Source organism: Actinomadura sp. 6N118, assembly GCF_044326415.1.
Classification (GTDB): Bacteria; Actinomycetota; Actinomycetes; order Streptosporangiales; family Streptosporangiaceae; genus Spirillospora.
On the sequence record NZ_JBIRAZ010000004.1, the window covers coordinates 390,294 to 407,967 of the forward strand.

The window sequence follows — 17,674 nt, forward strand, 5'->3', positions numbered from 1 at the left end:
CCCCTCGCAACTTCAGTCATCACTCAGTGCGCCACGGCGGCGGCGCCGTGTTCGTCGATGAGCGCGCCGGTGGTGAAACGCTCCAGCCCGAACGGCTCCGCCAGCTCATGCGGGCGCCCGTTCGCGATCGTGTCGGCGTAGACCGCCCCGGCGCCGGGTGTGGCCTTGAAGCCGCCGGTCCCCCAGCCGCAGTTGATGAAGACGTTCCCGACCGGCGCCGGCCCGAGGATCGGCGAGGCGTCGGGGGTGACGTCCACGATGCCGCCCCAGGTCCGCAGCAGGTGCGCCCGTTCGAAGATCGGGAAGAGCGCGACGGCCGCTGCGATCTGCTGCTCGATCACGTGGAACGAGCCGCGCTGGCCGTAGCCGTTGAACGCGTCGATGCCGGCGCCCATGACGAGCTCGCCCTTGTGCGCCTGGCTGACGTAGACGTGCACGGCGTTCGACATGACGACCGTGTCGAGGACCTGTTCGAGCAGCTCCGACACCAGGGCCTGCAGCGGATGGCTCTGGAGGGGCAGCCTGATGCCGAGCATGGCCGCGAGCACGGACGTGTGCCCGGCGGCGCACAACGCCACCCGCCCCGCGCCGATGACGCCCCGGGAGGTCTCGACGCCGGTGACCGCGCCGTCCGGCGCCCGCCGGAAGCCGGTGACCTCGCAGTTCTGGATGAGGTGAACGCCGCGCTCATGGGCGCCGCGGGCGAAACCCCAGGCGACGTGATCGTGTTTGGCGATCCCCCCACGCGGCTGGAACGTGCCGCCCAGGACCGGGAAGCGCAGCTCGTCGCTCGTGTTGAGGATCGGCACGAGCTTCTTGATCTCGCCCGGGGTCAGCCATTCGGCGTCCACCCCGTTCAGCCGGTTGGCGTTGACGCGACGCCTGCCCTCCCGCACGTCAGGGAGGCTGTGCGCCAGGTTGAGCACCCCGCGCTGGCTGAAGAGGATGTCGTAACCGAGCTCGTCCGCCAGGCCCTCCCAGAGCTTGAGCGAGTGCTCGTAGATCGCGGCGCTCTCGTCCCACAGGTAGTTGGACCGGATGATCGTCGTGTTGCGGGCCATGTTGCCGCCGGCGAGCCAGCCGCGTTCCAGCACCGCCACGTCGGTGATGCCGTGCCGCGCGGCCAGGTAATAGGCGGTGGCGAGGCCGTGCCCGCCCGCGCCGACGATGACCACGTCGTACGTGCCGTTCGGGGGGCGGTCCTCCCACAGGAAGTCGGGATGCTCGAACGGTCTATCCACGCAGGCGCTCCATTCCGGGGTCGAACAGCGGCTCCACCGCCACCGTGGCGGGGATCCGCCGGTCGAAGTAGCCGATCTCCAGGGCCGTGCCGGGTGTCGCGAGCGTGCTGGGCAGCCAGGCGTACGCGATGCCCCGTCCGATCGTGTACCCCCAAGCGGCGCTCGTGACATAGCCGACGGGGGCACCGTTCGCGAACACCGGTTCCTTGCCCATGACCACCTCGTCGAGCGTGAGGCAGGCGAGCCTGCGCTCCGGCTCCGGTTCCTGCTCCGGCCGACTGGAGTCTGCGGCCGCGTGCGCCTCGCGTACGGCGAAGCCGAGCCCCGCCTCATACGGGTCGTGTTCGCTCGTCATGTCCACGCCGTACGACCGGTAGCCCTTCTCCAAGCGCAGGCTGTTGAACGCGCCGCGCCCGGCGGCGATGACCCCGTGCTCCTGGCCCGCGGCCCACAGGGTGTCCCAGAGCTTCAGCCCCATGTCGGCCGAGCACGACAGCTCCCAGCCCAGCTCACCCACATACGACACCCGCAGCGCGACGACCGGCACCATCCCCACATACGTCCGGCGGCAGCGGAAGTACCGGAACGCCTTGTTGGAGAAGTCGTCCTCGGTCAGTGGCTGGACGAGATCCCGAGCACGTGGCCCCCAGACACCCACGCAGCACGTGCCCGCTGTGACGTCCCGTACCACCACGTCATCAGGCGCGAGCCGAGCAAGGTGATCCGCGTCGAGCACGGAGTTGGCGCCCACCTGGAACTCCCGCTCCCCCAGCCGGGCGACCGTGATGTCGCTCAGCACCCGGCCGTGCTCGTCGAGCATCAGGCAGTACGTCACGGCGCCTGCGCCGGCGCCGGCGACGGCAGCGCCGCGATCGAGCCGCCCGGTCGTCACCCGGCCCAGGAACGCCTGCGCGCCCGGCCCGATCACCTCGATCCGCTTGAGCGCCGTCATGTCGTACAGCGCGACGCGCTCGCGCGTGACCTGGGCCTCGGCGCCGACGATCGGCGACCAGTGACGCGCCGCCCACGCATCAGGTTCGTGGATCTCGCGGCCTTCGACCAGCGGCGCGTTCGACGCGTACCACTGCGGGCGTTCCCACCCGGCGGCCTCAAGGAAGACCCCGCCGAGCTCCTGCTGCCGCAGGTAGAACGGGGTGGTGCGCAGCGGTCTCGGCTCCTCCATGGGTTGGAGCGGATGGATGATGTCGTACACCTCGGCGTAGTTCTGGCAGCCGCGTGCGAGCACGTAGGCGGGCCCGCGCTGATGCTCCTCGAAGCGCCCCACGTCGCACTCCCTCGGCGGCGTGACCGGGCGTTCACCGGTCATCCATTCGGCCACCGCGCGGGCGATGCCCGCCGAGTGCGTGATCCAGACCGCCTCGGCGAACCACAGCCCGTCCACCTCGCGCGACGGCCCGAGGAGCGGGAGGTTGTCCGGGGTGAACGAGAACAGCCCGTTGAAGCCCTCTTCGATCTTCGCCTCGCGCGCTGCCGGGAAGAGCCACCGAGTCTCGTGCCATGCCTCGGCGAAATCACCCTCGGTGAACGACGCCATCGCGGTCGGCTCGAGGTCGCCGGGCGCCACCGGCAGCGGGCGGTGGCCGTAGTTGCCGATGGCCAGCCGGTCGAAGCGTTCCCGGAAGTAGAGGTCGGCCCCCTGGTGGCGCAGGATGGGGTGCCGCACTTCGCGGTCCGCACCAGCGAGGCGGGCGAGCGGGTTCGTGAACGCGAGCTGGTGGGCGACCGGGGTGAGCGGCAGCGCCACGCCCGCCATCCGTGCGATCTTCGGACCCCAGATGCCGGCGCAGCACAGCACGAGATCGGCCGGTATCTCACCTTCGGAGGTGACGACGCCCGCGATCCGGCCGCCCTTCACCACGAGGTCGACGACCTCCTGCCCACCTCGGAAGACCGCACCGCGCTCCTGCGCGGCCGCCGCCTGGATCGCCGCCGCCTCCACCGCGCGCGCCGCGCCGTCGGACGGCACGTACAGCCCGCCCAGGACCCGCTCCGGATCGACCAGCGGATGCAGCCGAGCGCACTCGTCCGGCTCGATCACCCGCGCGCCGATCCCCCACGCGGTGGCCCAGCCCTGCCGCCGGTGCAGCTCGGCGAGCCGCTCCGGCGCGCAAGCGAGCTCCAATCCGCCCACCCGGTCGAACGTGCCGAGCTCTGAGTACTTCGCGACGGTGTACGCGGCGAACTCGGCCATCGCCTTGACCGGGTTGGTCTGGAAGACGAGACCGGGGGCGTGGGAGGTCGATCCCCCGGTCTCGTACAGCGGGCCCTCGTCCAGGACGGTGACGCCGGTCCAGCCGCGCCGGGTCAGCTCGTCGGCGGTGGCGCAGCCGACGATCCCGGCTCCGATGATGACCACGCGGGGCTGAACCACGACCCGCACCTCCCGTGTACGGCTCACTTGGGGCTTACCTAGGGCTTACCGGCTTACCTAGGGCTTACTTGGGAATCCAGGCCTGCCACTTGGACTTGTTGGCGTCGATCCACTTCTTGGCCGCCTGCTCGGCGGTCATCGAGTTGTTGGTCATGTCGTTGGCGACGCCGTTCTGGTCCTCGTTGGTCCAGGTGAAGCTCTTGACGAGCTGGTAGGCCTTGCCACCCGAGCCGGCGAACTTCGTGCTGACGATCTTGTCCAGGTCCATCTCCGGGTAGTCGCACGCCACCTTCTTCGGGTCGGCGTCACAACCCTCGGTGTACGGGGGAAGCTTGACCCGAGACAGCTTGATCTTCGAGAACAGCCAGTGCGGGTCCCAGAAGTAGAAGAGCAGCGGTTTCTGCTGCGACTCCGACTGCTGCGCGGACTTGATCAGCGTTGCCTCGCTGCCGCCCACGACCACCTTGTAGTCGAGCTTGAGGTTGGTGATGAGCGCCTTCTCGTTGCTGACGTACGAGGGGTCGCCGAACAGGAGCTGCCCCTTGCCGCCCGACTCGGACGTCTTGAAGACGGAGGCGTACTTGTTGAGGTTCTTCCAGTCGGTGATGCCGGGGTACTTGCTCTCCATCCACGACGGGACGTACCAGCCGATGACGCCCTTGTTGCCGGTCGACCCGGCGACGGCCGCGACCTTCTTCTGCTCGATGTACTTCTTCTTCAGATCCGGGTGGCCCCAGTTCTCGATGATGACGTCGACCTCGCCGGACTCGAAGCCCTGCCAGGCCACCTCCTCCTTGAGGTTCTTCTTCTGGACCTTGTAGCCGAGCTCCTTCTCCAGCAGCTCGCTCACGACGGCGGCGGACGCCTCGTACCCGACCCAGGGGTTGATCGCGATGTTGACGGTGCCGCCGCCACCTCCCTTGGAGCCGCCGCCCCCGTCCTCCACCTTCGCGCCGCCGCCGCACCCGGCCAGCGACAGGCCTATCGCGAGCCCGGCCGCGATCACCGGAACGACCCTTCTCTGCTTCATGTTCTCGTCTCCTCTGGTCAGAGCTTGCGTGCGGCTCGTCGTCGTCAGGCTTTGTGCGCGGCTCGTCGTCAGGCTTTGTGTGCGGCTTGGAACTCTTCGGAACGACCTCCAGCCCCTTGCGTGATGCGGTCGAGCATGACCCCGAGCAGCACGGTCGCGAACCCGGCTGCCAGGCCCATCCCGAAGTCCTCCTGCTGGGAGAAGCCCGACACGACGTCGTAGCCGAGCGCGCCGGCGCCGACCAGGCCGCCCACGACCACCATCGCCAGGACCATGACGATCCCCTGGTTGGCGGCGAGCAGCAGCGCCCGCCGGGCCATCGGGAGCTGCACCTTCCAGAGCACCTGGCGCGGGGTCGACCCGGCCGCCGTCGCCGCCTCGACCACGGTCGGCGAGACGTTGCGGACACCGTCCTCGACCAGCCGGATGACGGGCGGCACCGCGTAGATGACGGCCGCGACGATCGCGGTGAAGCGCCCGGCGCCGAAGAGCGCCAGCGCGGGCAGCAGGTAGACGAACGACGGCATCGTCTGGGCCGCGTCGAGCACCGGGCGCTGCACGGCGGCGTAGGTCCGCGAACGTGCCGCCACAACGCCCAGCACCACACCGATGACCAGCGTGAGCCCGACCGCGAAGAGCACGGAGGCCAGCGTCTGCATGCTGTGCTCCCACTGGCCCAGTCCGGCGATCGCGACGAGGCAGATCCCCGCGATGAGGGCGGGCACCAAGCCGCTGATCCGGAACGCCAGCAGCATCACCGCCGCAACCATCAGCCACCACGGGCTCGTGGTCAGCAGCTCCTGGAGAGGGTTGAGCAAGGCCTCGGTCGCCGCGTTCTTGAGGGCGTCGGTCACGGTGTAGAGGTTTTTCTCCATCCACTCGACCGCGTCGTTGGCGTACGGCGCGAACCGGAACTCCAGCCCTGCGGGGAACTCCGCGGACAGGACGCGGCCCAGCACCACGCCGATCACGGCGATCGCACCGCCCGCCGCCAGCACGATGCGACGCTCGCGCGGGTCCGGGGCACCGCCCTGACCGGCATGCTGCAGGGCCTCGGCCCGCCGGCTCGCGCCCATCGTCAGCCGGTCCAGGACGATGGCGAGGACGACGACGGCGAGTCCGGCGTCCAGCGCCATGCCGACGTTGATGCGTTCCAGGCCCTGGATGATGTTCTCGCCGAGCCCCGGCCCGTCGATGAGCGCCGTGATCACCACCATCGACAGCGCCAGCATGATCGTCTGGTTGACCGCCAGCGCGAGGGTCGGCCGCGCCATCGGCAGCTGCACCTTGCGCAGCGTCTGCCAGCGGGTCGAGCCGAGCGCCACCGACGCCTCGACCGTCTCACCCGGCACGTTCCGGATGGCGAGCGCGGTGATCCGGATCGTGGCGGGCACGGCGTAGATCATCGTGACGACCGTGGCGGCGGCCGGGCCGATCAGGAAGAACAACGTCAGCGGTGCCAGGTAAGCGAACGCCGGCATGATCTGCAGGACGTCGAGCACCGGGTTGACGGCGTTCCGGATCCGGTCCGAACGGCCCGCGAGCACCCCGAGCGGCACGCCGATCAGCAGCGAGAGCAGAACGGCGGTGAGCGTGAGGGCCAGCGTGTCGACGCTCTCGTCCCAGAGCCCGAGCACGCCGAAGCTCAGCACGCCCGCGACCGCCAGCCCGCCGACGCGCCAGCCCGCGAAGACCAGGCCGGCCGCCCCGGCGATCGCGGTGAGCCCGGGCCAGCTCACGAACTGAAGGACCGACTGGAGGGCCTCGAAGAGATTCCCGATGCCGAGCCGGATGTAGTTGACCACGTAGAGGAAGATCGGGCTGGAGTTGCGGTTGTCGTCCACCCAGTCGCGCACGTCGGTCAGGAATCGGAACGTTCCGTGTTCCTCGTCATGGGTCAGGACCCAGGTGCCGCTGAACGCCAGATAGAGCACGACGAAGAGCACCGCGGCGCCGGCTTCAACGGCACCGCGCGGGATGCGGGCGGGCAGGCCCCGGGCCAGCTGGACGTCGGTCACCGCGTCTCCCCGTCCGCGACGACCGACAGGACGGCGTCCCGGTCGACCACGCCGTCCAGCTCGCCATCGGTGACGACGCGTACCGGCCCGTCCGCTTCCAGCACCGGGCGGACCGCGTCCCGGACCAGCGTCGAGCCCGGCAGCTCCGGACCGCCCGCGCCCTCGCCCGGCCGCGCCTCGCGCGCCAGCCAGCGCAGCGTCAGCACGTTCGCCTTGGCGATGTCCCGGGTGAAGTCAGCGACATAGTCGTCGGCCGGCGCCCCCACCAGCTGCTCGGGTGTCCCGGTCTGCACGATCGCGCCGTCCCGCATGATCGCGATGCGGTCGCCGAGCTTGAGCGCCTCCGACAGGTCGTGCGTGATGAACACCAGGGTCTTGCCGACCTCCCGGTGCAGCCGGATGACCTCGTTCTGCATGTCCCGGCGGATGAGCGGGTCGAGCGCGCTGAACGGCTCGTCGAAGAGCAGCACGTCGGGATCGACCGCGAGCGCCCGGGCCAGGCCGACCCGCTGCCGCATGCCACCCGACAGCTCCTCCGGGTAGGCGGCGTCGTACCCCTCCAGCCCGACCAGCCCGAGGATCTCCCGCGCCCGCGCGTGCCGGCGTTCCCGCCCGATGCCCTGGATCTCCAGGCCGTACGCGACGTTGTCGATGACCCTGCGGTGCGGCAGCAGCCCGAAGTGCTGGAACACCATCGCGATCCGGTGCCGGCGGATCTCACGAAGCTCGCGTGCGGTGGCCCGGGCCATGTCGTCGCCGCCGATGAACACCTCACCCGCGGTGGGCTCCACGAGCCGCGCCAGGCACCGGACGAGCGTGGACTTGCCGCTGCCCGACAGGCCCATGACCACGAACACCTCGCCCGGGGCCACGTCGAAGTCCACCTCGCGGACTGCCGCCGTGCAGCCGGTCTTCTCGCGCAGCTCGGCCCGGGACAGCTCGGCGTCGGGGGTACCGATGACGCGGTGCTCCCTCGGCCCGAAGATCTTCCATAGTCCCCGTACGGAGATCATCGGCTCGCCCGGTGGCGTGGTCACGGCCGGTGTCGTGGAATCGGCTCTGCTCGGAGTTCGAGCTGTCATATCACTCCATCGGGTCGGGTCCGTGTGCCGCGGGTCAGCCTCCGAACCACCGCTGGGGGCGTGGCCGCGTGTTCTGCCAGATGTGCTTGGTCTCCTGGTATTCGGCGAGCCCCGCCGGGCCGAGCTCGCGCCCCACGCCGGACTGCTTGAACCCGCCCCACTCGGCCTGCGGGACGTACGGGTGGTAGTCGTTGATCCAGACGGTGCCGAGCCGGAGCCGGTCCGCGACCCGCCGGGCGAGGTCGGCGTCGCGGGTCCATACAGCGCCCGCCAGGCCGTAGATGGAGTCGTTCGCGAGCTCGACGGCCTCGGCCTCGGTCACGAAGGTCTCGACGGTGAGCACCGGGCCGAACGACTCCTCCTGGACGACCCGCATGCCGCTCATGCAGTCGTCGAGGATCGTCGGCCGGTAGTAGAAGCCGTCCCGGAGCCCGGGATCGCCGGGCCTCCGCCCGCCGCAGCGGAGGGTCGCGCCCTCCGCGAGCCCGGCGGCGACGTACGCCTCCACCTTGGCCAGGTGCCCGGCGGAGATGAGCGGGCCGGTCTCGGCGTCCGGGTCGAACGGCCCGCCGAGCCGGATCCGGTCGGCGCGTTCGGCGAGCTCGGCCACGAAGGGCTCGCGCAGGTCACGGTGGACCAGGAGGCGCGTGCCCGCCGAGCAGACCTGGCCGGAGTGCAGGAAGACAGCGGTCAGCGCCATGTCCAGCGCGGCTTCGAGGTCGGCGTCGGGGAAGACGATGTTGGGGTTCTTGCCGCCCAGCTCCAGCGCGATCTTCTTCACGGTGCCGGCCGCCGCCGCCATGACCGCACGGCCGGTGACCAGCCCGCCGGTGAACGAGACGAGATCGACCGCCGGATGCTCGACGAGCGGCGCGCCCGCCGTGGGGCCCGCGCCGAGCACGAGGTTGGCCACCCCATCGGGCAGCCCCGCCTCGATCAGCGACCGCATCAGCAGGATCGCGGTGGACGGGGTCAGCTCACTCGGCTTGAGGACGAAGGCGTTGCCCGCGGCGAGCGCCGGGGCGACCTTCCAGGAGGTCTGCAGGAGCGGATAGTTCCAGGGTGTGATGAGCGCGCACACGCCGACCGGCTCTTGCACTACGTGGCTGACGACGTCGTCCCGCCCGTTGTCGGCCACGCGGCCCTGGTCACCGGACATGCAGAGTCCGCCGTAGTAGCGGAAGACGCTCACGACGTCGGCGACGTCATACTCGCTCTCCACCGCGCGCTTGCCGGTGTCCATCGACTCGGCGCGGGCGATCTCGAACCTGTCCCGTTCCAGGATCTCCGCGACCCGCAGGAGCAGCGCGCCGCGTTCGGCGGCGGGCAGGCGCGGCCACGGCCCGTGGTCGAAGGCCTGGCGCGCGGCGAGGACGGCGGCCGCGGCGTCGGCGGGCCCGCCCTCGTCGACGGTGACGACCGGCGTGCCGTCGGCGGGACAGACGATCTCGCGCCGGTCTCCCTTGTCGGAGCCGACCCAGCGCCCACCGATGTGGAGATCCGGCACGTCACCCCTCGGTTGGTCGCTCACGGTTTCGCGCGACAAGTTGCATCACTCGCAACACGTCTTTCTATGGCCGACAGTGAAGCCCCGAGCAGCAATTCCGTCAAGGGGTCCAGCCGAGCCGCCGCGAGATCTCCTCGCCCGCCCGGCGCACCGAGGCGGCGACCACCGGGACCCGATCGGGGGGCAATCGGAAGCTCGGGCCCGAGCCGCTGACCGTGGCGATGACCTCGTCCGCGGCGTCGCGTACGGGGGCGGCGATGGCGGTGAGGCCGAACTCCAGCTCGTCGATCGCGGTCGCGTAACCGCGCTCGCGCACGACCCGCAGCTCCGCCTCCAGCTCCCGGCGCCCGGTGATCGTCCGGTCGGTGAGGCGTTCCAGGGGGCGGGCGAGATGATCGGCCAGCCGTTCGGGCGAGAGATGAGCCAGCAGGACCTTGCCGTTGGAGGTGGCATGCGCGGGGAGCCGCTGGCCCACCCAGTCCTTGGGCTGGAGCGCGGACGGCCCGGCCACCTGATCCACGTACAGGACCTCGTACCCCGACAGCAGGCTCAGGTTGACGGTCTCGCCGATCTGCGCGGCCAGCTCGCGGCACACCGGCCGGCCGATCCTGACGACGTCCATGCGCGCCGTCGTCGCGCCCGCCAGCCGTACGATGCCGAGGCCCAGCCGGTATTTGCCGCGCTCGTTGTCCTGTGCCACGAGCTCGCGGTTTTCCAGCGCCGACACCAGCCGGAACGCGGTCGACTTGTGCACGCCCAGCTCGGCGGCGATCTGGGTGACGCCCATCTCGCCCTCCCGCGCCAGGATCTCCAGCACGGTGACGGCACGGTCCACCGACTGGACGGTCACGGGACCGTCGGGGACGGGACCGTCTGAGGCGGGACTGTTGCCCATTGGGGAACGGTACCTCAGCGGTGCCGGTGGAAGCCGATGTGCTCGGGCGGGAGCGGGGTGGCGCCGAGGATCAGGTCCGCGGACTTCTCGGCGATCATCATGACCGGGGCGTAGATGTTGCCGTTGGTGATGTAGGGCATGACGGAGGCGTCCACCGCGCGCAGGCCGTCGAGCCCGTGGACGCGCATGGTCAGCGGGTCGACGACCGACATCGTGTCCGTGCCCATCCGCGCCGTGCAGGAGGGGTGCAGCGCGGTCTCGCCGTCGCTCGCCACCCACTTCAAGATCTGCTCGTCGGTCTCCACGGCGGGCCCGGGCGACAGCTCGCCGCCGTTGTACGGGCCGAGCGCGGGCTGGTTGAGGATGTCACGGGCGATGCGGACGGCCTCCACCCATTCGCGACGATCCTGCTCGGTGGACAGATAGTTGAACCGCAGGGCCGGATGCTCACGCGGATCGGTGGAGCGGATCTTCACCGTGCCGCGGGCGTCGGAGTACATCGGGCCGATGTGCACCTGGTAGCCGTGCCCGCTCGCCGATGCGGTGCCGTCGTACCGGATGGCGATCGGGAGGAAGTGGAACATGAGGTTCGGGTAGGCGACGTCGTCGTTGCTCCGGGCGAAGCCACCGCCCTCGAAGTGGTTGGTCGCCCCCGGGCCTGAGCGCAGGAACAGCCACTGCGCGCCGATGAACGGCCGCCGCCACATCTTCAGGGCAGGTGCCATGGAGACAGGCTGCCTGCATGCGTACTGGACGTAGACCTCGAGGTGGTCCTGGAGGTTCTCGCCTACGCCGGGGAGGTCCTGAACGGGCTCGACGCCGAGCGCGCGCAGCTCTGCCGCGTTCCCGATGCCTGACAGCTGCAACAGCTGCGGGGTGTTGATCGCGCCTCCGCAGAGGATGACCTCGCCCGCCCTGACCCGCAGCGGCGTACGGTCGCGCCCGCGCGTGAACTCCACCCCCACGGCCCGCGTTCCCTCGAAGAGGACGCGGTTGACGAACGCGCCGGTCGCCACGGTCAGGTTGGGCCGGTGCATCACCGGGTGCAGGTAGGCGCGGGCGGCGCTGAGCCTGCGTCCCCGGTGGAGGTTGCGGTCGAACGGACCGAAGCCCTCCTGCTGGTAGCCGTTGACGTCGTCGGTCCGAGGGAAGCCCGCCTGCTCTGCCGCGTCGAAGAACGCCTGGAAGAGGGGGTTGGCGGCGGGGCCCGTCTCCAGGACCAGCGGCCCGGAGTCGCCGCGCAGGTCGCCGCCCGCGAGGCGGTTCTCCATCCGCTTGAAGTACGGGAGGCAGTGCGCGTAGTCCCAGGTCTCCATGCCGGGGTCGGCGGCCCAGCGCTCGTAGTCGAGGGGATTGCCGCGCTGGAAGATCATGCCGTTGATGCTGCTGGAGCCGCCGAGGACCTTGCCGCGCGCGTGGTAGATCCGGCGGCCGTTCATGTGCCGCTCCGGCTCCGACTCGTACCGCCAGTCGTAAAAGCGGCTCCCGATCGGGAACGGCAGCGCTGCGGGCATGTGGATGAACACGTCCCACCGGTGGTCGCGCCGGCCGGCCTCTAGCACCAGGACGCGATTGCCGGGGTCAGCGCTGAGCCGGCCCGCGAGCGCGCTCCCAGCCGAACCGCCGCCCACGATGACGAAGTCATACATACCGTCCTCCAGCCCCCACCCACCACCCACCACCCACCACCGTCAACGGACAAGCTCCGCTTGGCGGCCGCGGGAGCCTACCGTAGCCTCGGACGATGGCGACCGGGCCCCTGGCGGCGATCCGGCAGTCACTCAGTCACCGAGCTCGATGCGGCGGCGGGCGACGTAGTCGTCGAGCTCGGCGCGGATCGCGTCGTCGAGCGGCGGCGGCTCGTACTCGGCCAGCCGTGTCCGCGCGATCTCGGCGGCACGCGCGGCGGTGTCCTGCGCGCCGCCCTTCATCCAGCGCTCGTAGTTCTGGGACGAGGAGAGGAACGGGCGGTAGAAGCACGTCCGGAACCGTTCCATCGTGTGCGCCGCGCCCAGGAAGTGCCCGCCGTGCCCGACTTCCTCATGCGCGCCGAACGCAAGCGACGCCTCATCGATCTCCAGTGGCGTGAATTCCTGCTGGAGCATCTCCAGCAGTTGCAGGTCGATGATGAACTTCTCGTACGAGGCGACCAGCCCGCCCTCCAGCCATCCGGCGGCGTGCATGACCCAGTTGGTCCCGGCGAGGAACGTCGGGAGCATCGTCATCAGCCCCTCGTACGCGGCCTGCGCGTCGGGCATCTGCGAGGACGTGAGCGCGCCGCCGGACCGGAACGGCAGGCCGAAGTGGCGGGCGATCTGGCCGGTGCAGAGCAGGCCGGTCGCGGACTCCGGGGTACCGAAGCAGGGCGAACCGGACTGCATGTCGATGTTCGACAGGAACGAGCCGAAGATGACCGGTGTCCCGGGCCGGATGAGCTGCGACAGGGCGATGCCCGCCAGCGCCTCGGCGATCTGCTGGACCAGCGCGGACGGGATGCTGACCGGGGACATCGCGCCCATGAGCAGGAACGGCGTCAGCACGACGGGCTGGCCTGCGGCGCTGTACTCGAACTGGGCATCCAGCATCCGCTCGTCCCAGCGCAGCGGCGAGTTGCAGTTGATGAGCGAGATCGTCACCGGGGTCTCCTCGATGGCCTTGCGGCCGCCGAAGAGGATCGCCGACATCTCCAGCGTGTCGCGCGCGTTCTCCCCTGATACGACATTGCCCATGTAGACGCGGTCGGTGAGGGTCTGCAGGGCGTACACCATGTCCAGGTGCCGAGAGTCGAGAGGCGCGTCGTTCGGCTCGCAGATCACTCCCCCGGCTGAGTCGAGCGTCCCGGAGGTCTGCGTCAGCATGGCCAGCTGCCGGAAGTCGTCCATGGTCGCGTCGCGGCGGACCTCGCCCTCGCGGATGAACGGCGGTCCGTAGACGGCGCCGAACGCCATGTGGTCGCCGCCGATGTGCAGCGAACGCTCCGGGTCGCGGGCCTGGACGTCGAACTCGCGTGGCGCCTTGGCCACCTGTTCGAGCACGAAGTCGGGGTCGAGCCGGACGACCTCGCCCTCGACCCGCTGGCCCGCGTCCGCGAACAGCCGGAGCGCGCGGGGGGACGCGAACTCCACCCCGATCTCGGTCAGCAGGCGGCGCCAGCCGGTGTCGAGGACGGTGATCGCGTCCGGCGAGAGGATCTCGTAGCGCGGCATCCGATTGACGAACATCCCGGCTCTCCTCACGCGCGAGCCTCTGGGCGTTTTGCACCCTTGACGTCGTTCCGCCCGGAATTCTACGCTCAAGTCATGGAACCAAGGTTCCATAATATGGAACTCATGGAACGCACCTCCGGCACCGCTCCGGCGCCCTCCGGAACCCAGGCCATCGACCGGGCCGCGGAGCTGCTCCGGCTTGTCGTCGAGTCGGCGCACCCCCGCACGTTCACCTCGCTGGTGGCCGAGACCGGCCTGGCCAAGTCCACCGCATCCCGGCTCCTGCAGGCCCTCGAACGCCACCACCTGTTGCGGCGCGACCAGGACGGCGCGTTCCGCGCGGGCCCGGTCCTCACGCAGTACGCGCTGCGCGGCGACATCACCGACACCCTCGTCGACCTGGCCCAGCCGACCCTGGAACGGCTGGGCGAAACCACCGGCGAGACCATCACGCTGGCCGTGCCCAGGGCCGGCTCCGTCATCACGATCGCGCAGGTCGACAGCAGTTTCCTGCTCAGTGCGACGAGCTGGATCGGGCTCGACCTGCCCACCCACTGCACCTCGTCCGGCAAGGTCTTCTACGCGTACGGGAGGCTCGCTCTTCCGGACGGCGACCTGCCGGCGCAGACCGAGCACTCCGCCACCAGCGCCGCCGAGCTCGCCCGGGAGTTCCCCGAGATCCGGCGGCGCGGCTACGCCGTGGCGCGCGACGAACTGGAGATCGGCCTGGTCGCCGTCGCCGCACCGGTGTTCGCCTCCGACGAGGTCGTCATCGCGTCGATCGCGGTGACGGGCCCGACCGCGCGCCTCGACCGCCGCCGCACCGCGGAGGTCGGCGCGCTGCTGGCGGCGGAGACCCGGTCGCTCTCGGCCCTGCTCGGCCACCATCCCTGAAGGCCACCACCGCTGAATGGCCACCACCACTGAGGCTCGGCCACCACCCCGGAGGGAAGGCGCGGCATGACACCAGACGAGATCCTGACAGGCCTCTACGACGAGACGCTCGTCGGCAACGCCCCCCGGGTGCTGGAGCTCACCCACGCGGGCCTGGCCACGGGGCTGCCGCCGGAACGCATGCTCTACGACGCGCTGATCCCCTCGCTCGAAGAGGTCGGCGCCCGGTTCGAACGCGGTGACTTCTTCGTGCCGGAGATGCTCATCGCGGGCAAGGCGATGGCGGGCGCGCTCGAAGTGCTCCGGCCGCTGCTGGCCGAGACCGGCGCGGCCTCCGTCGGCACGTTCCTCATGGGCACGGTCAAGGGCGACGTGCACGACATCGGCAAGAACCTGGTGAACATCATGCTGGAGGGCGCCGGGTTCCACGTGATCGACCTGGGCGTGCAGGTGGGGCCGGAGAAGTTCGTGGCGGCGATCAGGGAACACCGGCCGGATGTCGTCGGGTTCTCGGCGTTCCTCACGACGACGATGCCGATGTTCAAGGCCAACATCAACGCGCTCACGAAGGCAGGGCTGCGCGACCAGGTGATCGTCATGGTGGGCGGCGCCCCCGTCACCCAGGAGTACGCCGACGCCGTGGGAGCCGACGGCTACGCGGCCGATGCCTCGGCGGCGGTCAAGCGCGCCAAGGAACTGATCCAGCGACGCCGCGCCTACGCGGCACCTCCTGGCTGAGAGGCACAACCATGCACACGACCCTGCGAGGGCGCGGTGCCGAGGTCGTCATCGGCCCGGACCGCCCGTTCTGCGTGATCGGCGAACGCATCAACCCGACCGGGCGCAAACGTTTCGCCGAGCTGCTCCGGGCGGGTGACCTGTCCCGCGTCGAGCAGGACGTGCGCGAGCAAGCCGCCGCGACGATGCTCGACGTCAACATGGGCGTGCCGCTCGCCGACGAGGCCGAACTGCTGACACGGGCCGTCCGCATGATCCAGGACCTCACCGATCAGCCGCTGTGCGTCGACTCGTCGGTGGTGGAGGCCCTGGAGGCGGCGCTGGCGGTGTACGACGGCAAGGCCCTGGTCAACTCGGTGACCGCGGAGGACGAGCGGCTGCACCAGATCCTGCCGCTGGTGAAACGGCACGGCGCCGCCGTCATCGGCCTGCCCAACGACGAGGACGAGATCCCCGAGGACCCGCACCGCCGGCTGGAGCTCGCCCGCAAGATCGTCGATGTCGCGACCGGCACGTACGGGATCCCGCCGGAGGACGTGCTCATCGACCCGCTCGCCATGCCGGTCGGCGCCGACACCACCCTCACCCTCAAGACGCTGGAGACGATCGCGCTGATCAAGGCGGAGCTCGGGGTCAACATGACGCTCGGCGCGTCCAATGTCTCGTTCGGCATGCCGGACCGGCCCGCGATCGGCTCGGCGTTCCTGCCCATGGCGATGGCGTACGGCCTGACCAGCGCGATCATGGACGCCCGGAACCCGCAGCTCGTCCAGGCCGTGCGGGCCGCCGACCTGCTGCTGGGCAACGACCCCTGGGGAGGCGCCTGGATCGCCGCCTTCCGCAGCCGGGAGTCTGCCACGTGACGCGCGTCCGGCTGGTCTACCGGCTCGACGACGGGCGCGAACGCGAGGTCAGCGTGCCGCCGGGCGTCACCGCGTTCGACGCCGCGAGCTGGCACGGGATCGCGATCGACTCCACCTGCGGCGGGCACGGCACCTGCCGCAAGTGCGGCATCCGCATCGCCGCCGGGTCCGTGCCGCCGACGCCGCTCGACGGACGGGCGTACGAGGCGGACCGGCTGCGCGACGGCTGGCGGCTGGCCTGCCGGGCGGTGGCCGGGCAGGACCTGACGATCGAGGTGCCGCCGCTGGTCACCCGGCCCAAGGCCGCCACGATCGGTGTCGGCCGCCAGGTCATCCTGCGTCCCGCCGTGCAGAAACGGTATGTGGAGCTGGCCGAGCCCGACCTGTCCGACCAGCGTTCCGACCTCGAACGGCTCCAGGACGCGCTCGACGATCTACGCCCGCACGCCGACCTGGAGATCCTCCGGCGCCTCGGACCGGCACTGCGCGAAGCCGACTGGAAGGTCACCGCGGTCGTCGCCGACGACGTGCTCATCGGCGTGGAACCCGGCGACACCTCGGACCGCCGGTTCGCGATCGCGTTCGACCTCGGCACGACCACCGTCGTCGCCACGCTGCTCGACCTGGCGACCGGCGCACCGCTGGCCGCCGCGTCCCGGCTCAACGCGCAGCAGCCGTTCGGCGCCGACGTGATCACCCGCATCAGCGCCACCATGCTGGATCCGGAGGCCCTCCCCCGGCTGCGCGACCTCGCCCACGCCACCCTCGGCGAACTCGCCGATGAGGTCTGTAAGGAGGCGGAGGTCGAGCCGGGCGAGGTCTACGAGATCGCCGTCGCCGGGAACGCGACGATGACGCACCTGGCACTCGGCCTGGACCCTGAGCCCCTGGGCGTCGCACCGTTCATCCTTGCCACCCGCAGTCTCCCCCGCGTCCTGGCCGCCGACCTCGGTGTCCACGTCCACCCGGCGGCGCCCGCGATGCTCTTTCCGGCTCTGGGCGCGTACGTCGGCGGCGACATCGTGGCCGGGCTGCTGGCTTCGGGCATGGACCGCGACCGGCGGCTGCGGCTCTTCATCGACGTCGGCACCAACTGCGAGATCGTGCTCGGCTCGGCCGCAGGCCTGGTGGCCACCGCCGCACCCGCCGGGCCCGCGTTCGAAGGAGCCGCGATCCGCTGCGGGATGCGCGCCGCCACCGGCGCCATAGAGACCGTCCGCCTCGCTGAGAACGGTGTGGAGCTCGGCGTCATCGGGGACGTGGAGCCCACCGGCCTTTGCGGCTCCGGCCTGGTCGACGCAGTGGCCGAGCTGGTCCGGGTGGGCCTCGTGGACGCCTCCGGCCGCCTGGTAACACCCGAGAACGCCCCCTTGCTCCCCGAACGCCTGACCGAGGTGAATGGCGAACGGGCGTTCATCCTCTATGGCGACATCCACCTCTTCCAGCGCGACATCCGAGAGTTGCAGTTCGCCAAGGCGGCGATAGCCACGGGCTGGAGCCTCCTCCTGGAAGAGACCGGCATCGACCTCACGGACATCTCCCAAGTCCTGCTGGCAGGCTCGTTCGGCACCTATCTCTCCCCCGCCAACGCCATCCGGATCGGCCTCGTCCCCCCGCTGCCAGTGCCGCGTGTGGTCAGCGCGGGGAACGTCGCAGGCGAAGGCGCCAAACTCGCACTGCTCAGCCTCCGCGAACGAGCCGGTGCCGACGCTCTGCTCAAGGAGGTGAGATATGTCGAACTCTCCGACCGCTCCGACTTCAACGACCGTTTCATCGCCAACCTCGCCTTCCCCTGACAAGATCGCCGT

The 17,674-nt window shown here is 70.4% G+C and carries 13 protein-coding genes; 4 read left to right on the forward strand and 9 right to left on the reverse strand.

Annotated features, from left to right (window positions below; translation table 11 throughout):
- Positions 1-23: 23 nt before the first annotated feature.
- The 9 genes from ACH34W_RS12630 to ACH34W_RS12670 form a co-directional block, all read right to left on the reverse strand.
- Positions 24-1,241, reverse strand: a complete 1,218-nt coding sequence (locus ACH34W_RS12630; protein ID WP_395960986.1) for a sarcosine oxidase subunit beta family protein — start codon at positions 1,239-1,241, stop codon at positions 24-26.
- A complete protein-coding gene (locus ACH34W_RS12635) occupies positions 1,234-3,633 on the reverse strand; it encodes an FAD-dependent oxidoreductase (RefSeq protein ID WP_395960987.1) in 2,400 nt (799 codons plus the stop codon). The genes ACH34W_RS12630 and ACH34W_RS12635 overlap by 8 nt, the downstream gene beginning before the upstream one ends.
- Positions 3,634-3,697: 64 nt before the next feature.
- A complete protein-coding gene (locus ACH34W_RS12640; protein ID WP_395960988.1) occupies positions 3,698-4,663 on the reverse strand; it encodes a glycine betaine ABC transporter substrate-binding protein in 966 nt (321 codons plus the stop codon).
- Positions 4,664-4,731: 68 nt separating this feature from the next.
- Complete coding sequence (locus tag ACH34W_RS12645; protein WP_395960989.1) at positions 4,732-6,681, reverse strand: ABC transporter permease; 1,950 nt, start codon at positions 6,679-6,681, stop codon at positions 4,732-4,734.
- The gene (locus ACH34W_RS12650; protein WP_395960990.1) at positions 6,678-7,763 is read right to left on the reverse strand and encodes a glycine betaine/L-proline ABC transporter ATP-binding protein; all 1,086 of its coding nucleotides are present in this window, start codon (positions 7,761-7,763) and stop codon (positions 6,678-6,680) included. Before ACH34W_RS12650 ends, ACH34W_RS12645 begins: the two co-directional genes overlap by 4 nt.
- Positions 7,764-7,797: 34 nt before the next feature.
- The gene (locus ACH34W_RS12655) at positions 7,798-9,270 is read right to left on the reverse strand and encodes an aldehyde dehydrogenase family protein (protein WP_395960991.1); all 1,473 of its coding nucleotides are present in this window, start codon (positions 9,268-9,270) and stop codon (positions 7,798-7,800) included.
- Between the two features lie 100 nt (positions 9,271-9,370).
- The gene (locus ACH34W_RS12660; protein WP_395960992.1) at positions 9,371-10,165 is read right to left on the reverse strand and encodes an IclR family transcriptional regulator; all 795 of its coding nucleotides are present in this window, start codon (positions 10,163-10,165) and stop codon (positions 9,371-9,373) included.
- Between the two features lie 14 nt (positions 10,166-10,179).
- Positions 10,180-11,814, reverse strand: a complete 1,635-nt coding sequence (betA, locus tag ACH34W_RS12665; RefSeq protein WP_395960993.1) for a choline dehydrogenase — start codon at positions 11,812-11,814, stop codon at positions 10,180-10,182.
- A gap of 132 nt (positions 11,815-11,946) precedes the next feature.
- On the reverse strand, positions 11,947-13,482 hold the full coding sequence (locus ACH34W_RS12670; protein ID WP_395960994.1) for a trimethylamine methyltransferase family protein: 1,536 nt from the start codon (positions 13,480-13,482) through the stop codon (positions 11,947-11,949).
- Positions 13,483-13,494: 12 nt separating this feature from the next.
- Here ACH34W_RS12670 and ACH34W_RS12675 point away from each other — a divergent pair, with 12 nt between their 5' ends.
- The 4 genes from ACH34W_RS12675 (at position 13,495) to ACH34W_RS12690 (ending at position 17,662) form a co-directional block, all read left to right on the forward strand.
- On the forward strand, positions 13,495-14,265 hold the full coding sequence (locus ACH34W_RS12675) for an IclR family transcriptional regulator (RefSeq protein ID WP_395960995.1): 771 nt from the start codon (positions 13,495-13,497) through the stop codon (positions 14,263-14,265).
- A gap of 66 nt (positions 14,266-14,331) precedes the next feature.
- Positions 14,332-15,003 (forward strand): corrinoid protein, encoded by a 672-nt coding sequence (locus ACH34W_RS12680; RefSeq protein ID WP_395960996.1) that lies wholly within the window; start codon positions 14,332-14,334, stop codon positions 15,001-15,003.
- An 11-nt stretch (positions 15,004-15,014) separates the two neighbouring features.
- Entirely contained in the window at positions 15,015-15,866 is an 852-nt protein-coding gene (locus tag ACH34W_RS12685; RefSeq protein WP_395960997.1) for a dihydropteroate synthase, read from the forward strand.
- Complete coding sequence (locus tag ACH34W_RS12690; protein ID WP_395960998.1) at positions 15,863-17,662, forward strand: ASKHA domain-containing protein; 1,800 nt, start codon at positions 15,863-15,865, stop codon at positions 17,660-17,662. The genes ACH34W_RS12685 and ACH34W_RS12690 overlap by 4 nt, the downstream gene beginning before the upstream one ends.
- Positions 17,663-17,674 lie beyond the last annotated feature (12 nt).